At 30.7% G+C, this 23123-nt stretch carries 29 protein-coding genes; 21 read left to right on the top strand and 8 right to left on the bottom strand.

Going from position 1 to position 23123, the window contains the following annotated elements; translation table 11 throughout:
* Positions 1 to 261 precede the first annotated feature (261 nt).
* Positions 262 to 1293, top strand: coding sequence for a serine hydrolase domain-containing protein (locus CELLY_RS01825; RefSeq protein WP_013619947.1), 1032 nt, complete (start codon positions 262 to 264; stop codon positions 1291 to 1293).
* Between the two features lie 116 nt (positions 1294 to 1409).
* Positions 1410 to 1928 (top strand): NUDIX hydrolase, encoded by a 519-nt coding sequence (locus CELLY_RS01830; protein ID WP_013619948.1) that lies wholly within the window; start codon positions 1410 to 1412, stop codon positions 1926 to 1928.
* 9 nt (positions 1929 to 1937) lie between these two features.
* Here CELLY_RS01830 and CELLY_RS01835 read toward each other — a convergent pair whose 3' ends face one another.
* Positions 1938 to 2222 (bottom strand): winged helix-turn-helix transcriptional regulator, encoded by a 285-nt coding sequence (locus CELLY_RS01835; protein WP_042256491.1) that lies wholly within the window; start codon positions 2220 to 2222, stop codon positions 1938 to 1940.
* A gap of 156 nt (positions 2223 to 2378) precedes the next feature.
* On the opposite strand from CELLY_RS01835, the gene CELLY_RS01840 reads away from it, so the two are divergent.
* The 18 genes from CELLY_RS01840 to CELLY_RS01925 all read left to right on the top strand — a co-directional run bounded on the left by CELLY_RS01840 (position 2379) and on the right by CELLY_RS01925 (position 16683).
* Complete coding sequence (locus CELLY_RS01840; protein WP_042256496.1) at positions 2379 to 2891, top strand: VOC family protein; 513 nt, start codon at positions 2379 to 2381, stop codon at positions 2889 to 2891.
* A gap of 120 nt (positions 2892 to 3011) precedes the next feature.
* Positions 3012 to 3482 (top strand): hypothetical protein, encoded by a 471-nt coding sequence (locus CELLY_RS01845; protein ID WP_013619951.1) that lies wholly within the window; start codon positions 3012 to 3014, stop codon positions 3480 to 3482.
* A 169-nt stretch (positions 3483 to 3651) separates the two neighbouring features.
* On the top strand, positions 3652 to 4629 hold the full coding sequence (locus CELLY_RS01850) for a glycosyl transferase family 90 (protein WP_013619952.1): 978 nt from the start codon (positions 3652 to 3654) through the stop codon (positions 4627 to 4629).
* A 15-nt stretch (positions 4630 to 4644) separates the two neighbouring features.
* Positions 4645 to 5166 (top strand): GNAT family N-acetyltransferase, encoded by a 522-nt coding sequence (locus CELLY_RS01855; RefSeq protein ID WP_013619953.1) that lies wholly within the window; start codon positions 4645 to 4647, stop codon positions 5164 to 5166.
* 162 nt (positions 5167 to 5328) lie between these two features.
* Entirely contained in the window at positions 5329 to 6165 is an 837-nt protein-coding gene (locus CELLY_RS01860; protein ID WP_013619954.1) for a phosphatase PAP2 family protein, read from the top strand.
* Positions 6166 to 6378: 213 nt separating this feature from the next.
* Complete coding sequence (locus tag CELLY_RS01865; RefSeq protein ID WP_013619955.1) at positions 6379 to 6942, top strand: TetR/AcrR family transcriptional regulator; 564 nt, start codon at positions 6379 to 6381, stop codon at positions 6940 to 6942.
* A 77-nt stretch (positions 6943 to 7019) separates the two neighbouring features.
* Positions 7020 to 7571, top strand: coding sequence for a carboxymuconolactone decarboxylase family protein (locus CELLY_RS01870; protein WP_013619956.1), 552 nt, complete (start codon positions 7020 to 7022; stop codon positions 7569 to 7571).
* Positions 7572 to 7762: 191 nt separating this feature from the next.
* Positions 7763 to 8077 (top strand): EthD family reductase, encoded by a 315-nt coding sequence (locus tag CELLY_RS01875; RefSeq protein WP_013619957.1) that lies wholly within the window; start codon positions 7763 to 7765, stop codon positions 8075 to 8077.
* Positions 8078 to 8080: 3 nt separating this feature from the next.
* Positions 8081 to 8725, top strand: coding sequence for a DsbA family oxidoreductase (locus CELLY_RS01880; RefSeq protein ID WP_013619958.1), 645 nt, complete (start codon positions 8081 to 8083; stop codon positions 8723 to 8725).
* A gap of 3 nt (positions 8726 to 8728) precedes the next feature.
* Entirely contained in the window at positions 8729 to 9808 is a 1080-nt protein-coding gene (locus CELLY_RS01885) for an L-dopachrome tautomerase-related protein (protein ID WP_013619959.1), read from the top strand.
* 6 nt (positions 9809 to 9814) lie between these two features.
* Positions 9815 to 10483, top strand: a complete 669-nt coding sequence (locus CELLY_RS01890) for a haloacid dehalogenase type II (RefSeq protein ID WP_013619960.1) — start codon at positions 9815 to 9817, stop codon at positions 10481 to 10483.
* A gap of 59 nt (positions 10484 to 10542) precedes the next feature.
* Positions 10543 to 11307, top strand: a complete 765-nt coding sequence (locus tag CELLY_RS01895; protein ID WP_013619961.1) for an aspartate/glutamate racemase family protein — start codon at positions 10543 to 10545, stop codon at positions 11305 to 11307.
* A gap of 85 nt (positions 11308 to 11392) precedes the next feature.
* Complete coding sequence (locus CELLY_RS01900; protein WP_013619962.1) at positions 11393 to 13651, top strand: FUSC family protein; 2259 nt, start codon at positions 11393 to 11395, stop codon at positions 13649 to 13651.
* Positions 13652 to 13702: 51 nt separating this feature from the next.
* Complete coding sequence (locus CELLY_RS01905) at positions 13703 to 14593, top strand: hypothetical protein (RefSeq protein WP_013619963.1); 891 nt, start codon at positions 13703 to 13705, stop codon at positions 14591 to 14593.
* A gap of 61 nt (positions 14594 to 14654) precedes the next feature.
* Complete coding sequence (locus CELLY_RS01910) at positions 14655 to 14957, top strand: ArsR/SmtB family transcription factor (protein ID WP_013619964.1); 303 nt, start codon at positions 14655 to 14657, stop codon at positions 14955 to 14957.
* 43 nt (positions 14958 to 15000) lie between these two features.
* Complete coding sequence (locus CELLY_RS01915; RefSeq protein WP_013619965.1) at positions 15001 to 15249, top strand: CBU_0592 family membrane protein; 249 nt, start codon at positions 15001 to 15003, stop codon at positions 15247 to 15249.
* Between the two features lie 32 nt (positions 15250 to 15281).
* Positions 15282 to 15884: a short chain dehydrogenase gene (locus CELLY_RS01920; protein WP_013619966.1), complete on the top strand. Its 603-nt coding sequence runs from the start codon at positions 15282 to 15284 to the stop codon at positions 15882 to 15884.
* Between the two features lie 94 nt (positions 15885 to 15978).
* Complete coding sequence (locus tag CELLY_RS01925) at positions 15979 to 16683, top strand: DUF4197 domain-containing protein (protein WP_013619967.1); 705 nt, start codon at positions 15979 to 15981, stop codon at positions 16681 to 16683.
* A gap of 217 nt (positions 16684 to 16900) precedes the next feature.
* Here CELLY_RS01925 and CELLY_RS01930 read toward each other — a convergent pair whose 3' ends face one another.
* The gene (locus CELLY_RS01930) at positions 16901 to 17680 is read right to left on the bottom strand and encodes an alpha/beta fold hydrolase (protein ID WP_013619968.1); all 780 of its coding nucleotides are present in this window, start codon (positions 17678 to 17680) and stop codon (positions 16901 to 16903) included.
* Between the two features lie 199 nt (positions 17681 to 17879).
* On the opposite strand from CELLY_RS01930, the gene CELLY_RS01935 reads away from it, so the two are divergent.
* On the top strand, positions 17880 to 18074 hold the full coding sequence (locus tag CELLY_RS01935) for a hypothetical protein (RefSeq protein WP_013619969.1): 195 nt from the start codon (positions 17880 to 17882) through the stop codon (positions 18072 to 18074).
* Here the strand turns inward: CELLY_RS01935 and pyrF are convergent.
* The 6 genes from pyrF to CELLY_RS01965 all read right to left on the bottom strand — a co-directional run bounded on the left by pyrF (position 18066) and on the right by CELLY_RS01965 (position 23119).
* On the bottom strand, positions 18066 to 18887 hold the full coding sequence (gene pyrF, locus CELLY_RS01940) for an orotidine-5'-phosphate decarboxylase (protein ID WP_013619970.1): 822 nt from the start codon (positions 18885 to 18887) through the stop codon (positions 18066 to 18068). The genes CELLY_RS01935 and pyrF overlap by 9 nt on opposite strands.
* A gap of 130 nt (positions 18888 to 19017) precedes the next feature.
* On the bottom strand, positions 19018 to 20094 hold the full coding sequence (gene prfA / locus CELLY_RS01945; RefSeq protein ID WP_013619971.1) for a peptide chain release factor 1: 1077 nt from the start codon (positions 20092 to 20094) through the stop codon (positions 19018 to 19020).
* 90 nt (positions 20095 to 20184) lie between these two features.
* Positions 20185 to 21465, bottom strand: coding sequence for a DUF3570 domain-containing protein (locus CELLY_RS01950; protein ID WP_013619972.1), 1281 nt, complete (start codon positions 21463 to 21465; stop codon positions 20185 to 20187).
* An 11-nt stretch (positions 21466 to 21476) separates the two neighbouring features.
* The gene (locus CELLY_RS01955; RefSeq protein WP_013619973.1) at positions 21477 to 21686 is read right to left on the bottom strand and encodes a DUF4266 domain-containing protein; all 210 of its coding nucleotides are present in this window, start codon (positions 21684 to 21686) and stop codon (positions 21477 to 21479) included.
* Positions 21687 to 21695: 9 nt separating this feature from the next.
* Positions 21696 to 22688: an FAD:protein FMN transferase gene (locus CELLY_RS01960; protein WP_042256503.1), complete on the bottom strand. Its 993-nt coding sequence runs from the start codon at positions 22686 to 22688 to the stop codon at positions 21696 to 21698.
* Positions 22685 to 23119, bottom strand: a complete 435-nt coding sequence (locus CELLY_RS01965; RefSeq protein ID WP_013619975.1) for a thioredoxin family protein — start codon at positions 23117 to 23119, stop codon at positions 22685 to 22687. The genes CELLY_RS01960 and CELLY_RS01965 overlap by 4 nt, the downstream gene beginning before the upstream one ends.
* Positions 23120 to 23123: the final 4 nt, after the last annotated feature.

Consider the following 23123-nt stretch of genomic DNA (forward strand, 5'->3'; position numbering starts at 1 on the left):
TTTTTTGTGGTACAATTACGGATATGTGTAATTGTATTAAAATAATTTATAAATGGTAGTAATTGGCTGGTATTTTGTATTTTTTTATCTTAGCTATTATACGCACTTTATGTTATTAACTTAAGCATAAAACATTATGAAAAACACCAAAGAAAAAGTAAAATGGTATAATTATATTTTTGTTCCTGGTGGCATAATTTTTACCTTACTAATTGCCAAAATTATATACTGGCTGTTTACGCACATTTAAAATGTATACCAATGAGCAAAAAAAATATTTTTAGAGCATTACTGCTTGTCTCCACGGTAGTATCTTTATTTTATGTGCCTTGGCCTATAGTAACCGCTTGGCTTAAACCTGTACCAAATACCATACAGGAGCAACTAAACCAGACTATTAATTATGGTTTTGATGGCGTTATACTATACGTAGATGTTGCGGGTAAACCACCTGCTTTTTATGCTGAGGGTTGGCATAATACAGAACAAAAAATTGCTGCTAAGCCAAATGCTTTATTTAAAATTGCTAGCATAGATAAATTGTACACTGCTGTTGCTATTACCAAACTTGTTGGCATAAATAAGCTAGACTTAAATAAAAGCTTAGCATATTATTTTCCTGAGCTTAATGGTAAAATTGAGTATGCAGATAAAATTACTGTAAAAATGATGGTACAACACCGCAGTGGTATTCCTAATTATACCAATACTCCTAATTTTTGGAACAACCCTACACAAAATGCTAAAGAAGCTCTTGAGTTAATAAAAGGTTTACCTGCTAGTTTTAAACCCAATACAGAATATGAGTACAGCAACACCAATTATTTGCTACTTTCTATGCTTATTGAAAAAGCAGCAGGCAAAAGTAAGTTTGACTATATAACGGAGGTTATTTTAGATCCGTTAGGTGTTACAAACACGTATAACTCTATTAAAGATATTAATTTAGATAACTTAATGAGTGGGTATTACATAGGTATAAATAATGATATAAAAACTACCAATTATGGTTCTATGATTGCTACTGCAGAAGATGTTGGTATATTTTTACGTGCTTTAAATAACGGAACCTTATTTAGTGGTACTGAAAATAAAATCTATGCTTCAATCTACAAATACAACCATACTGGTCTTATACCTGGTTACCAAAGTATTGCAGAGTACCATAAAAATATAGACGCTGTTGTTGTGCAGTTTACAAATACAACAGATTTTAGTGGTTACAATTGGAACTTATCTGAAATATCATACAACAGAATTATAAAAATTATTGAAAAAAATAACAGTAAGTAACTTTTAAGTTTGATAAAGAACTAGAGTCCATAATTACTAATTAAAAAGGTCTTATAATTAATTTTCTAAACAAGAGAATATGTTATTTTATCTTTGCAAAAAATAGTAGTTACCGCATGCAAATTTTAAAAACGCATTACCACCCAGACGTTAAAACACTAGAAAACAAATCTGTTTTTACTAGACTTGCTACCAGAAGTATTGCCATTAAAGGTGCTAATATTTTACTACTTTACACAGAAAGGTATGAGGATTATAGCTTACCTGGTGGTGGTTTAGATAAGGATGAGGACTACGTAAATGGTATGATACGTGAACTTGTTGAAGAAACTGGATCCAAAGACATTACAGATATTAAACCTTTTGGTGCTTATGAAGAATACAGGCCTTGGCACAAACCAGATTATGATATTCAGCATATGATATCATATTGTTATACTTGTACTGTTAACCAAGAGTTGGGTGCTTCCAAAATGGAATCTTACGAAATAAAAAATGGTATGTCTGCAAAATGGGTTAACATTTTTGATGCTATTAAACACAATGAAAAAACTATGGCTACTAGCGCTAAAAAAGGAATGTCTATAGAACGAGAAACATTTTTACTAAAACGTATTGCTGCGCAACTTATTTAATTTGTATACTTACTCTTTAAGCTCTTGATAGTCTTTTAAACCCCACTGGTCTAAACTTCTTAAAATTTGTTCTAAAGATTTCCCTCTCTTTGTTAATCCGTATTCTACTTTTGGTGGTACTACTGGGTATATTTTTCTAAAAACCAGTTTGTCTTTTTCTAACTCCCTTACTGTTTGTGTAAACATTTTGTTAGAGATTCCAGAAATTTTCTTTTGTAGTACTCCAGATCGTAAATCTTCATCTAACAAATGAAAAAGGATTAATGGCTTCCACTTTGTTCCTATTAAATTCATAGTATAATTTAACGGACAGCTAATATCTTTGCTCAAAATTTAAATTTATTGTGTTGTAAATCAGCAATTTACTCTTTTAGAAACCTATAGTACTTTTTGGTAAGTTATTGCCAATAAGACAAATATAATTTAATTTTGTGGTCTAAATTAGATCTTATGAAAAATAATAAAGATTATCCTAAATCATTTTCGCATATAGGAATAACTGTTCCAGATATAAATAAAGCTGTAGATTTTTACTCTAAAGTTATGGGTTGGTATGTAATTATGCCGCCATCAAAAGTAAAAAAAGAAGCAGAAACAGCTATTGGTCAAATGTGTATAGATGTTTTTGGTGAGGACTGGACAGAGTTTGATATTGCACATTTATCTACATCTGACGGAATTGGTGTAGAATTGTTTTCATTTCCTCACGGAGTTAAAGAAGCTCCAGAATTTAGTCCTTTTAATACTGGTTTATTTCACTTTTGTATTCAAGATCCAAATATTGAAGAACTAATTGCTAAAATTGTAGCAAACGGTGGTAAACAAAGAATGCCAATTAGGGAATATTATCCAGAAGACAAACCTTTTAAAATGTGTTATGTAGAAGACCCTTTTGGAATTGTTTTTGAAATATATACCCATAGCTATGAGTTAACATACTCCTCTGGAGCGTATGCCAAATAAAAATTTATTACTTTACTAAAAAAAAAGCAAAGATCTAATTCAGTTTTTTGCTTTTTTTATTCAATACAACCAATAAGGCTATCCTTTTTACTAATTTAGTTTGCTATAAAATTATTTAATATGAGCTTTTTAAATTTCCTTTTCGGAAAAAAAAGAATATTTAAACATCCTGTACTTGGTGATTTTACTAGTGATAGAACAAAAGGAAATGACAAGTCTAAAACTTATACGTGGTATGGCTATGTTAACTTAGAAACTGGTAATGTTAGTGATTACGTGTCTTCTATTTTTGTAAATGGAAATGAGAATAGTCCTTATAGCAATCAGTTACATTTTATAACTGAACTGGTGCAGAACTGGACAAACAAGTACTTGCTAGAAATAGAACAAAAAATAAATCAGGAAAGTTTTTCAAAAAAAGTGGCATTACGCAACTGGAAAAAGGAATTTTATCTTTCTGCTGTATACGCAAATAATGTTAAAACTTTAGATTTTGAATTAACCTTAGAGTCTAAAACAAACCCAGAGTACCCTACAATAGGTATAGCAGTAAAAAATGGTATTATTTATAAAGCTGAGTTATACCAATAAAACAATATACTATGTAAAGCACATTTACTGTATTTTAAATATCCAAAAAAGTTTCTTTGGGGTTTGGTCCAAATTATAACCTTATATAAAACTAGTCTTTTATATTTGTAAAATAATTTGTAGTTACTACCAGTAATTTTAAATTATATCTTTAACTAAAATTAAATTAATGGAATTAAAAAGGTTGTCTTATAAGCATAAGAATAGTAAAATTAAATATTACGGAAAAAACTATTTAAGACAGCTTATACCTGTAAGTTTTTATCAGAAAAAGTTACAAAAAAAACTGAATAGCATTAATAGCTTAAGTAAAGATGAAATTGAAGAAATTAATACTAGAGTAAACTATTACAATAAGTTAGAAACTCCTTTTAATTTATCTGAAGAAGCAAAAAGATTTGATGAGTTAGAGCTAAAAAAAGGTTCTAAAGAATATTTTTTTGATGTGTATGAATATGGGAGGTATTTTAAGCAGTCTTTAAAAGCCCATTTTTTATTTGGTGATATTACAAAGGTATACAAAGAACCTGCATTTGTTAAAAGTAGACCCGTTGGTAATAATAATCAAAACTCTATTTTATTAAAATGGAATAAGGTTAGACACTTTATGTTTGTTAAAAAAGATAAAGTACCTTTTGCTAAAAAGAAAAATATTTTGGTTAGTCGCGGTCAAATTTTTAAATCACAACCCCATAGAATTAAATTTTTAGAAATGTATTTTAATCATCCTATGTGTGATATTGGTATGGTAAATACTCATAAAATTATAGAGAAATGGAAAGTGAATAGAATGACTATTTCTGAAAAACTTCATTACAAATTTGTTTTGTGTTTAGAAGGTAATGACGTTGCTAGCAATTTAAAATGGGTAATGTCTTCTGGCTCATTAGCTGTTATGCCTAAAGCCAAATTTGAGACTTGGTTTATGGAAGGTACTCTTATACCAGATTACCATTATGTTGCTATAAAAGAAGATTTTTCTGATTTAGAAGAAAAACTGCAATTTTATATAGATAACCCAAATAAGGCACAAGAAATTGTAAAAAATGCCAATGCTTACGTGCAGAAATTTAAAAACAAACAGAGAGAAGATTTAATATCTCTTCTTGTTATGAATAAATATTTTGAAAAAACCAATCAGTACTAAAGCAGTTGCTAAAAGATGAAAAATTATAAGGCATTTGAAACAGATAGGTTGTACATTAAACCTACTACAGAAGAAGATGCCGAATTTATTTTTCAACTTTTAAATTCTCCTAAATGGTTAAAATACATTGGTAACCGAAACGTAAACAATATTTCTGATGCTAAAACGTATATAAAAGAGAAAATACTACCTCAGCTTTACCAATTGGGCTTCTCTAACTATACCGTTATTAGAAAAGAAGACAATGTTAAAATTGGCTCTTGTGGTTTGTATAACAGAGACGGTTTAGAGGGTATAGATATAGGTTTTGCTTTTTTAGCAGAATATGAAAAAAAAGGGTATGCTTTTGAAGCTACCAATGCTCTAAAACATACTGCTTTTTCTACATTTAATTTAAAAGAAATTAGTGCTATTACCACTAAAAATAATATCAATTCTCAAAATTTACTGGTAAAATTAGGTTTTAAATTAACAGGAACCACAACCTTACCTAATGATGATGAAGTGCTGTTACTTTTTAAAATAAGTAACAATTAAGCGTTTAAAAAGCCTCTAAACTTAATAAATTAGATAAATTACATTGTTTCTATAAATATATAGTGCTAATTTCGCCGGCTAATTCTATACTAATACAGCAGATTACTAAGGTAATTTTAAAGCATAAATTAGTATTATTAATTATTACAAAAACCACAAGTTATGCGTTTAGGTTTTATACTATTGTTACTTTTATGTTCATTTACTGGTTCTGCTCAGCAACTAAACAAACCTACAGATAGTACCACTATCTGGAAAACTTTTAAGTATGATGCCAACTCATCATGGCGTGGCATAAAACACTCTGTAACTAGACCATTACATTGGAAAGGAAAGGACTTTGCTAAGTTTGGGAGCCTATTTGTTGGTACTGCTATAATTGCAACTGCAGACAGGCAAACTAGTGACTTTTTTATAAACCAAGAACAACACTTGCCACACGCTGTAAAAGAATTTGGTTTTTACTTTGCTAAACCACAATACTACTTTGCATTAAATGCAGGTGTTTACGGAGTAGGCCTATTTACAAAAAACGAACAAATACGAAAAACAGGTGTTTTAATTATTTCTTCATCTATTACTGCTGGGTATTTACAAATTATGGCGCGTTCTGCCTTTGGGCGCGCAAGACCATATTCTGGTAAGGACCCTTATACTTTTAAACCTTTTGAAGGAACAGAAGAATACTTTTCTTTTCCGTCTGGACATACAGTTTTGGGTATGACGGTAGCACATTCTATTGCAAAACAGGTAAACAATACTTGGGCAAAAGTTGGCATTTATACTGTGGGTAGTGTGCCAGCAATTTCTAGAATGGTAAACGGATCTCATTGGTTAAGTGATGTTGCCTTTGGTGCTGCATTTAGCATTTTTGTTGTAGATGGTATTGATAAATTTTTGTTTAAAGAAAAGCTGTACGACTACCCTATTAAACCAAAATTAGTTACTTGGAATTTAAAATTTTCTGGTAGTCAAATTGGTATTGTTGGTACTTTTTAAAAATATTACTTTTTTCTTATTAACCTGTATTACGGATATTAAATTTAGCTGTAAACAGCTGTCTTGTATAGTAAGGTTACTATTGTAAAGCCTATATATGATGGTTAGTAAGCAGAATTATGCAACTGTTTATTTAGTAAATGTGTTAAATAATCTTAAATAGTTTTCTATATCAAAGCAACTGCTTAGCTTTGCATTGTAGTTACATTAATAATGGCACGTAAAAAACAATATAACGAAGAAGAAGTAATAAAAAAAGCTATGGGCCTTTTTTGGCGTAATGGCTATGAGTCTACTACTGTTCGTATGTTAGAAAAAGAAATGGGTATAAACCAATTCTCTATCTACTCTAGTTTTAAAAACAAACAAGGTGTTTTTTTAGAAAGCGTTAAATACTACAAAAAACAAATTAATACTATTAAAAATAAACTTAAAGCATCTAACAACGGCATTGTTGGCATTAAGCAATATTTTTATGATTTTATTGAGTTTTCAAGCGAAGGAAAACTACGCAAAGGATGCCTTGTAACCAATACAGTAAATGAGGTTAAAGAAGAGGAAGAACCTGAGGTAATAATAGAGCTTAAAAAGTTTGCCAATGAAATTAGAGATTTATTTGTAAGCAATTTAAAACAAGACGACAAAAAGAGTAACACCTTAGTACAACAACAAGCAGATTATTTAATGAATGCAATTTTAGGCTTGTCTATAGCATCTAAAGTGTTTACTAAAGAGCAATTAAATAATATAATAGAAGTTACATTTACAAACCTGTAACATTTTTTTTACAATATAACTAAGCAACTGCTTAGTTATAAATTCAAACAAAAATTAATAACATAAAAATTAAAATTATGACAACTTTAAAAGTACACAACATTGAGTCTGCACCAGAAGCTGCAAAACCATTACTAGAAAAATCTAAAAAAGCGTATGGTATGATACCTGGTTTACACGGGGTATTAGCTAGTTCTCCACAAATTTTAGAAGCTTACCAAACATTGCATGAGTTATTTACTCAGACTTCTTTTAACGAAGCTGAGCTAACTGTTGTATGGCAAGCAATTAATGTAGAACACGCTTGTCATTACTGTGTTCCTGCACATACAGGTATTGCTAAAATGATGAAGGTTGATGATGCAATTATTGATGCCTTACGTGATGAAACTCCGTTAGAAGATGCAAAATTAGAAGCTTTGCGTACAATGACTTTAGCTATTGTTAAAAATCGTGGTAATGTTTCTAAAGAAGAGTTAGATGCTTTTTATGCTGCTGGTTATGGAGAACAGCACGTTTTAGAAATAATTTTAGGTTTATCTCAAAAAGTAATTAGTAATTACACAAACCACATTGCTAATACACCTGTAGATGAAGCTTTCCAAAAATTTTCTTGGTCTAAAAAATAAAAAATTGTCGCAATATGTTGTTTTTTTTAGAATGAAGAAGATAGCGACATTTAACCTTCCGTTTCCCCTGCGGAAGGTTATTTTTTATCAATAATAAAACTTAAAGAAAACACAAATAAGTATGCACACATATTTACAATTTGTAATTTTATGTGTGACACTGTTTTGGTGTTTAAAATAAATAAAAAGTTATGATAAAAGTATCTGTAATGTATCCAAATGGCAAAGACGTAGAGTTTAATGCCAACTATTACAAAACAAAGCATTTACCAATGGTTGTAAATGCGCTAGGAGATGCACTAAAAGGGCTAGAATTAGACCTAGGTATAGCAAGTAGAGTTCCTGGAGAACCAGCACCTTATGTGGCAATTGCTCACTTAAAATTTAATGATATTGAATCTTTTCAGGCTTCTTTTGCACCACACGCCAAAACATTTGCTGCAGACGTAGTAAATTATAGTAACGTACAAGGAGAGTTGCAAATTAGTGAACTAATTACATTTTAAATTATGAGTAATAAAATAAAGATTGATGTTGTTTCTGATGTTGTTTGCCCTTGGTGTGCCATTGGATACAAACGCTTAGAACAGGCTATTACAGAAATGGGTATTCAAGATAAGATAGAACTAGAATGGCAACCTTTTCAATTAAATCCTAATATGCCTACTAATGGTCAGGATTTAGAAGAGCATATTACAGAAAAATATGGCTCTACTCCAGAACAGCAACAAGAGTCACAAGAACGTATGACAGATTTTGGAGCTGAACTTGGGTTTAAATTTGATTATTTTAAGGGAATGCGTATGGCAAATACTTTTGATGCACACGTATTGTTAGAATATGCTAAAGAAAACGGAAAGCAAACACAATTAAAAATGCGCTTAATGAATGCCTTTTTTGGCGAACGCAAAGATGTTTCTAACAGAGACATTCTTAAACAAGAGCTAGAGACTGTTGGCCTAAATACCAGTGAAGCTTTTGCTTTATTAGACAGCCAAGACAAAAGAACTAAGGTTAAGTCTGATGAAGATTATTGGAAAAGTCTAGGTGTAAACTCTGTACCTACCGTAGTTTTTAACCGTAAAAGTGCATTAACAGGTGCGCAACCTGTAGCTGTTTATAAACAAGTATTAACTGAGTTATTAGAATCTTAAGCAATGAAAAAACTAAGCTACATAATTGTAATTTGTATTTTATTTATATCCTGTAAAGAAAAAAAATCTAATACCACCAATGATAGTTTATTAAACACAACCAACACTACTGCTAATACACCTATTAAAGTTGCCTCTTTTAAAGGACAACAAGTTACTGGTGTTACGGTAAGTAACAAGGGGCGTATTTTTGTAAACTTTCCTAGATGGAGAAAAGGTGTTACTAATTCTGTAGTGGAAATTAGTGGAAACAACCACTCCCCTTTTCCAAACAAAGAATGGAATTCTTGGAAAATTGGAGATCCTGTTTCTCCTAACAAATTTGTAGGCGTACAATCTGTTGTTGCTTCTAATGATTTTTTATACGTTTTAGATACTAGAAGTCCACTTTTTCAAGAGGTTTTAGATGCGCCAAGAGTATTTGTGTTTAATATAAAAACCAAAAACTTAGAACACGCTTATATTTTAAATAATGTCACTTATCACCCTAACTCCTATATTAATGATTTAAGAGTAGATCACAAAAAAAATAAAATATACTTTACAGACTCTGGCAATTCGGGCTTGGTAATTTTAGATTTAAAAACAGAAAAGTTTACCAGAGTTTTAGACAATCATTCTTCTACAAAAGCAGAAGTAGATTTTTTGACCTTTAACTCTAAAAAATGGACAAATACTGTACATTCTGATGGTATTGCATTAGACACAAAAAATGATAAGTTATACTACCACGCACTTACTGGTTATAGTTTGTATAGCATACCAACTGCTGCTTTAACGTTAAAAGATAGTATTGCTTTAGAAAAAGAAGTCACTTTTGAAGCTAAAACTAGTGCTCCAGACGGAATGATTTTTGACAATAAAGGCTACCTGTACTATGCAGATTTAGAAAATGATAAAATTATGTACCGTAAACCAGATGGCAGCACATATATTTTACTAGAAGGATACGCTGTAAAATGGGCAGATACATTTAGTATTTACAACAACTATTTATACTATACCAACTCTAGAATTAATGAAGTTAGTGCAGATATATCTGCAATGAATTTTACAGTTTATAAAATTAAACTACCTAAATAAAAAAATATGAAATATACCTTAGCTTTTGATGTATATGGTACACTAATAAATACCTCTTCTGTACTTGTATCTTTAGAAAAACTATTAGGGAAAGATACCGCTAAACCATTTATGGATACTTGGCGAGATAAGCAATTAGAGTATTCATTTAGAAGAGGTTTAATGGATAAGTACACAGATTTTTCAATATGCACAGACAATGCCTTAAATTTTGCTTGCAAAAAGTTTAATGTTACTTTAAGCTGTGAACAAAAAGAGGCTCTTTTAAATGAATATACTGTGCTACCTGCCTTTGATGATGTTAAAGATGCATTGGAAGATTTAAAAACTGCAGGACACAGGTTATTTGCTTTTTCTAACGGCAGTAAAGAAGCCGTTACTAAACTGCTTAAAACAGCTAGTATTTTTAATTATTTTGAAGACGTAATTAGTGTTGAAAATGTAAAAATGTTTAAACCTAGTCCTATTGTATATGACTATTTTTTAGAAAGTACTAATGCTAAAAAAGAAGAAAGCTGGTTAATATCTAGTAATAATTTTGATGTTATTGGTTCTAAAATGTTTGGTATGCACTCTGCTTGGGTACAACGTACACCAGATGCTATTATGGATCCTTGGGGAATAGAACCTACTACTACAATACACAACTTAACAGAATTAGTTAAAAATTTATAGTTTTTTTAGAACAAACTCATTAAATTTTACTGTTATTTTACACCCTTATTTTTTTGGCTATGATAAATAAAACAATTGGTATAGTAGGTGGTGTTGGTAGTTATGCAGGCATAGACTTAATTAAAAAGGTTTATGACCTTACAGAGGCAAAATCAGACCAAGAACATTTACCTGTTTCTATGTTATCTGTACCTCATAAAATAATAGATCGTACTAAATATTTATTAGGAGAAACAGATGTTAATCCTGGTATAGCCATATCAGAAATTATAGCAACATTAATAGCTAGTGGTTCTAATATTATAGCAATTCCTTGTAACACTGCTCATGCTAAACCAATTTTTAATTTAATAGAAAAAAGCATACCAGAGTCTTGCATACTTGTTAACCTTATTGAAGAAGTTGGCTTATATATAGCTACAAAACACCCAGAAATTACAAGGGTTGGAGTTTTAGGTACAACAGGTACTATTTTGGCAAAAGTATATCCAGATGTTTTGGCCAAGTATAATATAGAAGTTATTCAACCTTCAGAAGATATTCAAAATTTGTTTGTTCATCCTTCTATATATGATGCCAACTATGGTATTAAAGCTTTTTCTAACCCTGTTAATCAAAAAGCAAAAGAAAACCTTAGTATGGCAGCAACATACTTGTCTAGAAAAGGTGCGCAGGCTGTAATTTTAGGATGCACAGAAATTCCGCTTGCCATACAGTCTGAAAAAATAGAAGATAGTTTAATTATAGATGCTACAACAGTTTTAGCTAGTGCATTAATTAGGGAGTCTAAAAAAACTGAAGCTTCAAAAACAGCTATATATTAAGTGTTTAAAACCTAATAATTAATTGCATTTTAATTAACATTAAGGGCAAAATAGCTAAAAAACAATTAGCCTATCTTTGCCAACAATGCAAAAAAAAATTACTACATATTTAAAAACTATAGAGCTCTTTTTAAAAGGGTCTAGCTTTTATAGAGGTATTGTACTTACAATATCTGTTGTTATACCTTTAGCTTTTTTTTATTTAATAGGACAAATAGAGTATGCTCCTTCTATAGTTTTAGGTGCTTTTTTAAATGCACCAAGTGATGTTCCTGGTAGCCTAAAACGAAAAATAAATGGTATTTTAATTGGTATTGCATTAACCTTAATTGTAACTACTGTAATCCTTTTTACCAAACCAGTTTTTACCTTATTACTTATAGCCATTGCTATTTTAAGCTTTTTAATAGCTTTAATTTCTGCCTATGGGTTTAGAGCCTCTTTGGTTTCTTTCTCTGGCTTATTAGCTATTGTACTTGGCTTGGCTGTTAAAAAAACAGAGATTACAGAAATTTGGCAACATATAGGTTTACTAGGTGTTGGTGGCTTATGGTATTTGGTTGTTTCATTAGTCTCTGGATGGATTTCTCCTAAAAAAGATGTAGACCAACTATTGTCTGACACCTCTGCGCTTACTGGAAAGTATTTAAAAATTAGAGCTAAAATTTTAACCAAACCTGCTAAAAGAGATAAGTTTTCTACCAAAGCCTTGGTTATACAAACGCAAATAAGCGATAAACACGAAACACTAAGGGAATTACTATTAAAGGATCGTAAGCGTTCTGGTAGGTCTTTATCTAATGAAAAAAGACTACTTATTTTTATTTCTCTGGTAGATATTTTTGAGCTCGCTTTAGCCAATAATTTAGATTATTCTAAAATAGATTCTCTTTTTGAGCTACAAAAACACCATCTAAAATCGTTTAAAAAAATGAATAAAGTAATGGGTAACCACCTTATTGCTTTATCAGAATTATTACTTAAAAAAGGAGAATTACCAGATATTTCTTTACTCAATAAAACACTTAAAGAATGTAACAAATCTATTAATGCTTATATAGAAGAAGTAAAACTACCAAAAGCAAGAGATGGTGCTATTACATTGCGCAACTTGCATGATTACCAAAAACAACTTTTAGCCGAAATTAAAGCTATTAGACGTGTTTTAAATAATTCAGAAAATGTATCAAAAGTTTTACTAAAAACACAAGAATCTAAACAGTTTTTAACGCTACAGGAATATAAGTTTAATATTCTTTTACAACACTTTAGCTTAAAATCGCCTATGCTTAGGCACGCACTAAGGTTATCATTAGCTATTATTTTTGGGTTTGTAATTGGTAGTATTTTAGATATTAAAAATGCCTATTGGATTGTGCTTACCATAATAGTAATTATGAGACCTAATTATGGTTTAACCAAAGAGCGCTCTAAAAACCGTATTATAGGTACTATTATTGGCGCCGTAATTGCAACTATAATAGTACTTATTACACAAAACACTATTGTTTATATGGTTTTGGCTGTACTATCTTTAACCTTTGCTTTTTCATTAATACAGCAAAGTTACAAAGCTGGCGCTGCTTTTATTACTCTTAATATTGTTTTTGTATATGCATTATTAGATCCTAATGCTTTTTCTGTAATTCAGTATAGGGTAATAGATACCGTTATTGGTGCAGGTATAGCAGTATTTGCTAACTATATTATTTTTCCTAGTTGGGAGTATAAAAATTTAGATACTGTTATATTAAAAGTTATCCTTAGTAATAGAGATTATTTGGAAGCCACTAAAAAACTCTATCATGATAAAGAACACAATTCTTTAGAATATAAAGTTTATAGAAAAGAAGCCTTTTTAGCAATGAGCAATTTAAATGCGGCTTTTCAACGATTAACTCAAGACCCAAAATCTAAACAAAAACAATCTGTTTTAATTTATGATATTGTTACCTTAAACCACACAATGTTATCTGCAATAGCATCTATAGGCAGCTATATTTTAAACCATAAAACTACTCCTGCATCTAAAGAGTTTGATATTATTGTGTTTAGCATTAATAACTCTTTAAAAAACTCTGCATTAACTTTAGAGCAGGTGAATTTTACTGCAGATGAAGAAGAACATCATGTAAACAAAGCGCAACAAAAACTATTAAAAGATTTTGACGCTTTAGCATTGGCCAGAGATAAAGATATTGAGGCAGGTAAAACAGAAATTGATGAAGATACTTTGCTAAATTTACAAGAATCTCACCTAATATCTAACCAATTAGTGTGGCTTAAAACCTTATCAGAAAATCTAAGCAAGGTAACAGCTAAATATACAGACGTTTTTAAATAGTGATTTTAATTTGCTATTTTTAAATAAATTACAATCACAAAACATTGATATATGAAAAAAATTGTTTTCAGTATATGCTGCGTTATACTATTCTCTAATGCTATTTTGGCGCAAGAAAATAATGAGTTAAAAAAATTGCTTTGGGAGAACGTAGAAAGCTGTTTTTCAAATTTTAATGACTTAGATGAAAAAGATAAAAATAATTTAGAAATTATAGAGGATACCAAAAATAGATATCTAGAAGTTTGCGGTACATACCCTACTTGTGGTTGTTATTGTAGTGCAAAAGTTGCTGCTTACAAAGATGATAAAAACAACTATACTTTACTACAAACTAATGAAAATGATTGCAGTTGGACCAAAAATGTAAAAATAAACCAGGAGTTAAATGAAGTATTACCAAAAGGTTTTGGCTTTAATTCTTTTTCATCAACACAAATAATTCCTTTTTTAAAAAACCCTGCTTTTTACCTTAATTTTACTATTCCTATTAAGGGCACAGATACTAAAGTAACTCCAGAGCTTATTCCTTTTGGGTTAAACGCCAAACAAAAAAGCGCTTGGGTATATAGCTACAGCCAAAACAAAGCAGAACCAAAATCTATATCTGACATAAAAAAAATTGTAACTGGTATTGAAAATAATGAAACTATAACTTATTTAATTTCTGGAGCTATAGATAGTATTTCTCCAAAGGATTTAAAGGTTATTAAAACTAGCATTACTAATAAAGTTTTTAGTAGTACTAAGGAGTTGTCTGCTATTTTTACCGAGCTAAAAAATATTTACAACACTTATTTAACTATAGAACATAGCTACATAATTTTAGGATGGAACAAAGAAAAGGGTTCCTTTTTTATAAAAGAAAAAGGCGATAAACCAAAAGCTATTAATTTTAAAAATTTTCTACTTCACGCAAATTATTGGGAACCTATTTGTTAAATTATAAGTTAATATGATTTTTACGTTTTTATATATCTAGAATTATAGATATATTTGAAGTATGAATATTAAATTAGCAACAGAAATAGGAAAATGTTTATCTAACCAAACCAGAGTTCAAATTATGGAGTGGTTAAAAAAACCTGAAGCTAATTTTCCACCACACGAAACTTTAAAACATTTTAATGATGGAGTTTGTGTTACATATATTCAAGAAAAATCTGGACTTTCTCAATCTACCATTTCTACCTATTTAACTAATATGGAAAAATGCGGATTGCTTGTGGTTACCAAACACGGAAAATGGTCTTATTTTAAACGAAACGAAAAAATTATTAAAGAGTATACTAGTTTTATAAGTTAGTATTTTTTTTACTTTATATATAGACATATTTAGATGTAACAATATGAAAACACTTATTGATATTTTGGGTTGGTCTGGATCTGCTTTTATTATAATAGCATATGGCTTTACACTTATTGAAAACAAAAAGTTTTTAAATTACGGTAAATACCTTAACCTAATTGGCGGACTATTTATTGCCATAAATTGCTATTATTACAATGCTATTCCGCCTTTTGTAACCAATTTATTGTGGAGTATAATTGCCACATTAACCATTTATAAAAACCGAAATAGAAGAAAAACCATTTAAAACTTATACGTTTAACTATAAAATATATTGATATGAAAATTTTAATTATTGGTGGTAATGGTACCATAGGAAAAAAAGTAACAGCCCACTTTAAAAATGAAGCTGAAGTACTTGTTGCAGGAAGAACAAGTGGAGATCTAACAGTAGACATAGCAGATAGCACATCTATAAAAAAAATGTTTGCTAAAACTGGTAAACTCAATGCAATTATATCTATTGCCGGCGAAGCCAAATGGGACACTTTTAATAATTTAACTGAAGAAGACTACCATATAGGCCTAAATAGTAAATTAATGGGACAAGTAAACCTGGTACGTATTGGCAAGGATTATTTAACCACAAATGGATCTATAACTTTAACTACTGGTATTTTAGCAGATGATCCTGTAGCTAAAACTACTAGTGCTGCAATGGTTAATGGGGCTATACATAGTTTTGTTATGGCCGTTGCATTAGAAATAGAAAACGGAATAAGAGTTAATGCCGTGTCTGCTAATGTTGTAGAGGATGCATATGAAAAGTATAAAGATTTTTTTCCAGGAAATATGCCAATATCAATGAACAGGCTTATTGGCGCTTATGTTAGAAGCGTAAAAGGCAAACGCAACGGAGAAATAATAAGATTATATAATTAAGGTTAAAAAAAAATTAAATACGCTTAAAAACTCGGGGCTTTTACTACTTTTGCAGTACCTAATAAGGTATTTTATAAACACAAACCATTACATTATGAAAAAATTACTATTGGTAATTGTTTTATTTAACTTAGTTAGTTGTGCAGAGTTGCAACAAGTAGTAAATCAATTACCGCAAAGTGGTGCCGTTTTAAGCAACCAAGAAATTGCAAATGGCTTAACCGCAGCACTTAACCAAGGCGTACAAAAACAAGTTAGCAAACTTACCCTAAAAGATGGCTATTATAAAAATGAACTGGTAAAAATATTACTACCAGAAGAATTACAGAAAGTAGACAACACTTTACGTAAAATTGGGTTAGGCAACTTAGCAGATGAAGGTTTAAAAGCTATTAACAGAGCTGCAGAAGATGCTGTTGGTGAGGCTACTCCTATTTTTGTTAATGCTATAACAAATATGAGTTTTACAGATGCTAAAAATATTTTAGTTGGTGCAGATAATGCCGCTACACAATATTTAACTGCAAATACAGAAACTGCACTATACAATAAATTTAATCCTGTAATTAAAAACTCTTTTTCTAAAGTTGGTGCAGATAAAATTTGGACACAATTAATTACTAAATACAACAACATACCATTGGTACAACCTGTAAATCCAGATTTAACAGATTACGTTACACAACAGGCTTTAGAAGGTGTTTTTACAATGATTGCTGTTGAAGAAAAAGAAATAAGAAACAAGGTATCTTCTAGGTCTACAGATCTTCTTAAAAAAGTATTTGCCCTACAAGATTAAAAATATTACTAATTTTTATTACAATTTTACAATAATCTAAAAATAAGGACGTTATGTAAATATGAAACGCGTTATCTAACTTATTATTAATGTTTAGTTAACCGTGGATATTACAAAATTTTCGATTTTTGTAAAAAAATTGAGTTAGTATTTTTTTGAGTTAGTTAGTTTAAAACCGGTGGGAGCACCGGTTTTTATTTTTTACAGTAGTTTGTATTTAAAACGATGCTATATAGTTTATAACTTTTTCATTAAAAACATCTGGCTGCTCTACATTTACAACGTGTCCGCAATCTTCTATAACCACCAATTCTGAAGCTGTATGCTGTTGTACAACTTTTTTTATAGAGGGTAAAAACATATAATCTTCTTGCCCCATAATATACAAAGCAGGTATCTTAATATCTTTAGTTCTAAAAAAACGCAATAATGGGTTTATATCAGCAGTTAACTTAAACCAACGTATAAACTCTTTTTGGTACAATTTCTTTGCTTCACGCACAAAAAGAGATCTAGATTCTTTGTGGTTCTTATTTGGCATAATTACAAAAGCAAAAAACTTGTACAACCATAAATAAGGTACTACAGACTTAAAAATGGTTCCTAAACGCATTAAAACCTGTGATCTAAAGTTTAATTTTAAAATAGCTCCGCCTAAAACCATACTCTCTACCTTTTCTGGGTAATTTTCAGCAAGGTTTCTAATTAAAATGGTTCCTAAAGAAATACCAATAAAATGTGATTTTTCAACTTTTTCAAATTCTAAAACTTGTACAATATCTTCAGTTAAAAAATTAAAGGTGTATTTTTTATCATACACATCTTTAAAACTATGTTTAGATCCTCCGTGACCTCTTAGATCTATTAGTAAAATATTAAACTCGTTTTTAAATGCTCTTACTTGTTTAAACCAGATTGAAGAACTACCTCCTGCTCCGTGTATAAACGTAACCCATTTTTTTGAAGTTTTGTGCCTATAAGTTGTGTAATTAAGCAATATATTTTTGTATTGATTGATGATGTAATAAGTGCGTAAAAATATGAATTATATGTATTGTCTGTATCACAATGTTAGGATTTTAAGCAATTAAAGTTAAAAAAAAGATAAATTACCAATATATTAGCCATACACCCCATTTCTAGTGAACCAAAACTGCTAATTGAAACGTATCTTTGTAAAGAACAAAACATTAGCTATGAAAAATCAATATTGTAAAGTAGGTGCTACTACTCCTTTAACTAACGAAAAAAATATGGTTTCTCTATTAGAACGCAGATATAACTCTTTTATTGAGATGGCTGCACAAATAGGAAATAGTAATACTAAGTTAGCTGAGTTTTTACAAGTAAAAGCTACTAAAACTAGAAAAACGTTAGAAAAACTAGCTTAGTTTTTCTAACTCTATCTGCATTTGCTGTTGTAACTCTAATGCTTTTTCTGCTGCGCTATCGGCAAAATTTAAATCGGCGCCAGCATATATTATACCTCTAGATGAGTTTATAAGTAAACCAACATTACTACTCATCCCAAATTTACAAACATCAGCAAGGTTACCTCCTTGTGCCCCTACTCCTGGTACAAGTAAAAAACTCTCTGGTATTATTTGTCTTATTTCTGATAAATATTCTGCTTTAGTTGCTCCTACAACATACATTAAATTTTCTGCTCCTTTATATGCTTTAGAGGTCTCTAAAACTTGCTTATACAACTCTTTACCGTCTACAAGCTTTGTTTGGTAATCAAAAGCACCAGCATTAGATGTTAAGGCCAAAAGTATGGTATGCTTGTTTTTAAAGGCTAAAAAAGGCTCTACAGAGTCTTTACCCATATATGGTGCAATAGTAACAGAATCAAACGCTAAATCCTCAAAAAATGCCTTAGCATACATTGTAGACGTATTACCAATATCTCCGCGTTTAGCATCCGCAATTGTAAAAATTTCTGGATAATTAGTGTTTAGGTATTTAATTGTTTTTTCTAAAGCCATCCAACCTTTTATACCATATGCTTCATAAAAAGCGGTATTAGGTTTGTAAGCTACACATAAATGGTGTGTAGCGTCTATAATTTGCTTGTTAAAAGCAAAAATAGGGTCTTCCTCTTGTAATAAGTGTTCAGGAATTTTAGCTAAGTCTACATCTAACCCTATACATAAAAAAGATTTCTTTTTATGTATTTGCGCTACTAACTGCTCTGTTGTCATTTGTGTATTATTTTTTTGACTTTAGTGTATAAAAAAAGATTTTGTAATTGATTTTTTTTGAATCTGAACTTCTTCATTCATCAATATATCAACGTACAAAATCTCTTCTTGTTTTTAGAATTATGTTTTACTAGAAAATTTCAGATGCTTCTTTTAGTTTCTCTGTATTTTCAACTAGTCTTAATTCATCTATAATTTTTTGAATATCACCATTTATAATATTCTGCAAATCGTAAAGGGTTAAACCAATTCTGTGGTCTGTAACTCTACCTTGCGGATAGTTATAGGTTCTAATTTTTGCAGAACGGTCTCCACTACTCACCTGTGAGTTACGTTTAGCCGCATCTTCTTCTTGCTTTTTAGCCAATTCTAAATCATATAATCTAGAACGCAATACTCTAAATGCTTTTTCTTTGTTTTTGTGCTGTGATTTTTGATCTTGACATTGTGCTACTAAACCTGTTGGCACGTGTGTTAAACGTACGGCAGAATATGTTGTGTTTACAGACTGCCCACCTGGACCAGATGAACAAAAGAAATCTATACGTACATCTTTAGGATCAATTTGCACATCAAAATCTTCAGCTTCTGGCAATACCATTACTGTTGCTGCACTTGTGTGTACTCTACCTTGAGTTTCGGTTTGTGGCACACGCTGTACACGGTGTACACCAGCTTCAAACTTTAATGTACCGTAAACCTCATCACCGGTAACTTCAAACTGAATTTCTTTATAACCACCACTGGTACCATCACTTAAATCTATAACATTGGTTTTCCAACCTTTAGACTCACAGTACTTAGTGTACATTCTAAACAAATCTCCTGCAAAAATACTAGCTTCATCTCCACCAGTACCTGCCCTAACCTCTACCACAACATTTTTAGAATCTTCTGGATCTTTTGGTATAAGCAATAGTTTAATTTCTTCTTCTAACGGTGGCAAACCTGCTTTAGCTTCTTCAAGCTGCATTTTGGCCATTTCTACCATTTCAGCATCACTTCCGTCTGCTATAATTTCGTTAGCTTCTTCTATATTGTTTGTAAACTCAAGATAAAGTTCTCTTTTGTCACATAACTTCTTAAGATCTTTGTATTCTCTGTTGAGCTCTACATAGCGTTTTTGATCTGATATAATATCTGGCTGGATAATTAAATCCGATACCTCATCAAAACGTTGTTTTACTATATTTAATTTGTCAATCATAATCCGTGCTTCGCTTGGACTGCGAATTTACGATATTTTTAAAGATTTATAAACAACAAAACTATCTTGACAAGAAAAAAGAGCTATTTATTAGTTAACATTAACAAATGTTGCTCCTAAACTAACTATAAAAGAGTCTAAACCATTATCTCTATTATACATTGTACCTCTAACATCTAAAGCCTTTAAACCAAAGCCAAAAACACGTTGTTTTGCAAAAATATCTTTGTAACGTAAACCTGCTCCGTACTGGTGAGCTGTAAATTTACTTAAGTCATAATCAGACGTATAATAATTTAGTGTAGATAAGGCTTCTTCTTTCTTATAAAAATAATCTGCAGCCGTTTGGTTGTAAAACCGATATGTTGGGTACAACGTAAAAACTGTATTAAGCTTAATAGGTAGTTCTACACTTGCTGTGTTAGAATTAATTCCCCAATCATCTGTATAATAACGGTAATATGTACGTACCACTAAAGCATCGTTTACATAATAATTTAAACGACCTCCTATTGGAATTTTAACTCTATTGTCTGGTAAAATTTCTACATCATCAGCTAGTTGAAAATCATCAATAAAAAAGTCGTTTACATCTCCAAAATACACGCGCTGAAAAGGTGTACTCAATAATCCGCTTTGCACAATAACATCTGCAAATAATGATCCTTGTACTTTTTTACCTAGTATTTGTGATAAGCCTAAAGAAACTGAATAAGTATTTCTATTTTTATCTGTAAATGCTGTAAAATTAGGACTATAAGTTCCGTTACCTGTAACTCTACTATCAAAAAAACCATCTCTTAATTCTACCGGATATTGCGGTTTCCAAGTATCAAAATACACCTGACCAGAGATAGATAGTTCTGTGTTTTTTTCATTAAACAAATAGGCATAATTTACTCCCAATCCCAAGGAGCTGTAATCATACTCATTTGCTGCATACAAACTTGCTCCTATTATTTTATTACGATCTTTGGAACTATGCTCGTAATTGGCTTTAATATGTATTAATTTATCACTTTTTGATGCTCCTGAAGAAGCATTAAAAGGATTTACAGCCTTATTAAAATCACCATCTAAAGGATTTACATTACTAGAGGATGCAGATGTGTACGCAGAAATTCCAACATCTACAGTTAGTACATCATCATTATTTAAAGGCATTTTTACTACTATGGTAGAGGTTACATCTGTTAACTCTTGTGTTCCCTCGCCACCAGTTACTGCTGCATTTTTACCATCTTGGTCATAATAACTAAAAAGTAAATCTACTTCTGTATCTTCTAAAACGCGTTTTGTGTAAGTAGCCTCTTCTTGTCCGTATATAAAAACAGAAAACAATAAAGCTATTGGTATTAAAACCTTTTGCATTACTTTATTTTTTAATTACAGCCACAGCCACCACCTGTTTTACCTCCGTTTGCACCAGAAGCAGACTCTCTATACACCTGAAAATTGGTTTCATAACGTTCTATATTTTTTGCTGCAAGAATCATTTCGTCATCATTAAGGTATACCTTATCATACCCTTTTACAGTAACGCAAGATGTAGCAGTAATTATTAAACCAAAAAGAAGTATTAAATTTCTCATAGTCTAAAATTAATAATTATTTTGAAAGGTTATGCCTTTACTCTTATGTATTTGGTTATTTTTATCTACAATAATAACCTCTACTCCGTTTAACTGCTCTATAACAGACATACCTGTTTCTACTCCCATTACAAATATTGATGTTGCAAGGGCATCACACAATTCTGCTTTTTTTGCAAAAACAGAAACACTTTTTACTCCTTTAGATGGCCAACCTGTTCTAGGATCTATAATGTGCGAATATTTTTCTCCTTTAAAAATGATGTATTTTTCATAATTACCAGACGTAGCCACAGAAGAATCTACAATTGGTAGCCATGAAAATATTTTATCTGCATCTAACGGGTTACTAATACCTACAAGCCATTTTTTGCCACTAACTTGCGTTCCCCAAGTAGTTAAATCTCCAGATGCGTTAATTATACCACCAACAACACCTTTGCTTATCATTAATTCCTTTACTTTATCTGCTGCAAAACCTTTGCCAATAGCTCCAAACCCTATTTTCATTCCTTTTTTTGCTAAAAAAATGGTTTGTTTTTCTTTATCTAAAACAATGTTGCGGTAACCTACTTTTTCAATAGATTTTTCTACTTGTGCATTGGTAGGCAAGTACTCCATATTTATATTAAATTTCCAAACATTGTCTAATGCTGCATAAGTAATATCAAAAGCGCCATCTGTTACTTTAGATATTTGTATGGCACGCTCTACTAAACCAAAAAGTTCTGGAGCAACTTTTACTGGAACTATACCTGCATTTTTATTAATTTTTGTTGTTTGGGAATTTGGGTTCCAAGAAGATATTATTGTCTCTATACGTTTTACCTCTGTAATACATTCATCTATATAAGCATTTGCTGTTGCTGTTTCTTTTGCAACAATGGTAAAATCAAATCTATTGCCCATTAATTTTACAGTTCTATGGGCAGTTATGTGTTTTTCTTGTGCAACTGTAAGCAATACAAAAAAACAAAACAGGGGGAATATTATTTTTTTCACTTAACAAAAGTAGTTAAATGCGCTATATATTTTGAAGGAGAAATGTTTTTATATCCTGATTTTTCTAAAATATTTTTGTCGCCATCTAACAACACAACCAACGGAAAATATCCTTGCTGATTATATGTATCTGCTAACTCTTTGTTTGCCAAGCTTAAAGCTTTAGAAAGTTTATTTTTCTTTTTTCTAGGAAAGTCTGCTTTGTAAAGGACTAAGCTTTTTTTTGCGTATTCTTTAAATTCTGACGATTGCCAAATCTCGGCATCTAGCTTTATACAAGGTGCACACCAGTCTGACCCAGAAAAAACCAATAAAACCAATTTATTTTCTTTTTGGGCTTTTTCTACTGCACTGCTAAAACTACTACTCCACTCCTGTGCCGTAATAGTGTATGTACAGAAAATGAATAATGCTAAAACTAAATTTTTCATATTA

The organism is Cellulophaga lytica DSM 7489, from assembly GCF_000190595.1.
Classification (GTDB): Bacteria; Bacteroidota; Bacteroidia; order Flavobacteriales; family Flavobacteriaceae; genus Cellulophaga; species Cellulophaga lytica.

Excerpts from the sequence above, each read along its gene's own strand:
- CELLY_RS01825 (WP_013619947.1), top strand. The coding sequence starts at position 262 with ATGAGCAAAAAAAATATTTTTAGAGCATTACTGCTTGTCTCCACGGTA.
- CELLY_RS01830 (WP_013619948.1), top strand. The coding sequence starts at position 1,410 with ATGCAAATTTTAAAAACGCATTACCACCCAGACGTTAAAACACTAGAA.
- CELLY_RS01835 (WP_042256491.1), bottom strand. The coding sequence starts at position 2,222 with ATGAATTTAATAGGAACAAAGTGGAAGCCATTAATCCTTTTTCATTTG.
- CELLY_RS01840 (WP_042256496.1), top strand. The coding sequence starts at position 2,379 with ATGAAAAATAATAAAGATTATCCTAAATCATTTTCGCATATAGGAATA.
- CELLY_RS01845 (WP_013619951.1), top strand. The coding sequence starts at position 3,012 with ATGAGCTTTTTAAATTTCCTTTTCGGAAAAAAAAGAATATTTAAACAT.
- CELLY_RS01850 (WP_013619952.1), top strand. The coding sequence starts at position 3,652 with ATGGAATTAAAAAGGTTGTCTTATAAGCATAAGAATAGTAAAATTAAA.
- CELLY_RS01855 (WP_013619953.1), top strand. The coding sequence starts at position 4,645 with ATGAAAAATTATAAGGCATTTGAAACAGATAGGTTGTACATTAAACCT.
- CELLY_RS01860 (WP_013619954.1), top strand. The coding sequence starts at position 5,329 with ATGCGTTTAGGTTTTATACTATTGTTACTTTTATGTTCATTTACTGGT.
- CELLY_RS01865 (WP_013619955.1), top strand. The coding sequence starts at position 6,379 with ATGGCACGTAAAAAACAATATAACGAAGAAGAAGTAATAAAAAAAGCT.
- CELLY_RS01870 (WP_013619956.1), top strand. The coding sequence starts at position 7,020 with ATGACAACTTTAAAAGTACACAACATTGAGTCTGCACCAGAAGCTGCA.
- CELLY_RS01875 (WP_013619957.1), top strand. The coding sequence starts at position 7,763 with ATGATAAAAGTATCTGTAATGTATCCAAATGGCAAAGACGTAGAGTTT.
- CELLY_RS01880 (WP_013619958.1), top strand. The coding sequence starts at position 8,081 with ATGAGTAATAAAATAAAGATTGATGTTGTTTCTGATGTTGTTTGCCCT.
- CELLY_RS01885 (WP_013619959.1), top strand. The coding sequence starts at position 8,729 with ATGAAAAAACTAAGCTACATAATTGTAATTTGTATTTTATTTATATCC.
- CELLY_RS01890 (WP_013619960.1), top strand. The coding sequence starts at position 9,815 with ATGAAATATACCTTAGCTTTTGATGTATATGGTACACTAATAAATACC.
- CELLY_RS01895 (WP_013619961.1), top strand. The coding sequence starts at position 10,543 with ATGATAAATAAAACAATTGGTATAGTAGGTGGTGTTGGTAGTTATGCA.
- CELLY_RS01900 (WP_013619962.1), top strand. The coding sequence starts at position 11,393 with ATGCAAAAAAAAATTACTACATATTTAAAAACTATAGAGCTCTTTTTA.
- CELLY_RS01905 (WP_013619963.1), top strand. The coding sequence starts at position 13,703 with ATGAAAAAAATTGTTTTCAGTATATGCTGCGTTATACTATTCTCTAAT.
- CELLY_RS01910 (WP_013619964.1), top strand. The coding sequence starts at position 14,655 with ATGAATATTAAATTAGCAACAGAAATAGGAAAATGTTTATCTAACCAA.
- CELLY_RS01915 (WP_013619965.1), top strand. The coding sequence starts at position 15,001 with ATGAAAACACTTATTGATATTTTGGGTTGGTCTGGATCTGCTTTTATT.
- CELLY_RS01920 (WP_013619966.1), top strand. The coding sequence starts at position 15,282 with ATGAAAATTTTAATTATTGGTGGTAATGGTACCATAGGAAAAAAAGTA.
- CELLY_RS01925 (WP_013619967.1), top strand. The coding sequence starts at position 15,979 with ATGAAAAAATTACTATTGGTAATTGTTTTATTTAACTTAGTTAGTTGT.
- CELLY_RS01935 (WP_013619969.1), top strand. The coding sequence starts at position 17,880 with ATGAAAAATCAATATTGTAAAGTAGGTGCTACTACTCCTTTAACTAAC.
- pyrF (WP_013619970.1), bottom strand. The coding sequence starts at position 18,887 with ATGACAACAGAGCAGTTAGTAGCGCAAATACATAAAAAGAAATCTTTT.
- prfA (WP_013619971.1), bottom strand. The coding sequence starts at position 20,094 with ATGATTGACAAATTAAATATAGTAAAACAACGTTTTGATGAGGTATCG.
- CELLY_RS01950 (WP_013619972.1), bottom strand. The coding sequence starts at position 21,465 with ATGCAAAAGGTTTTAATACCAATAGCTTTATTGTTTTCTGTTTTTATA.
- CELLY_RS01955 (WP_013619973.1), bottom strand. The coding sequence starts at position 21,686 with ATGAGAAATTTAATACTTCTTTTTGGTTTAATAATTACTGCTACATCT.
- CELLY_RS01965 (WP_013619975.1), bottom strand. The coding sequence starts at position 23,119 with ATGAAAAATTTAGTTTTAGCATTATTCATTTTCTGTACATACACTATT.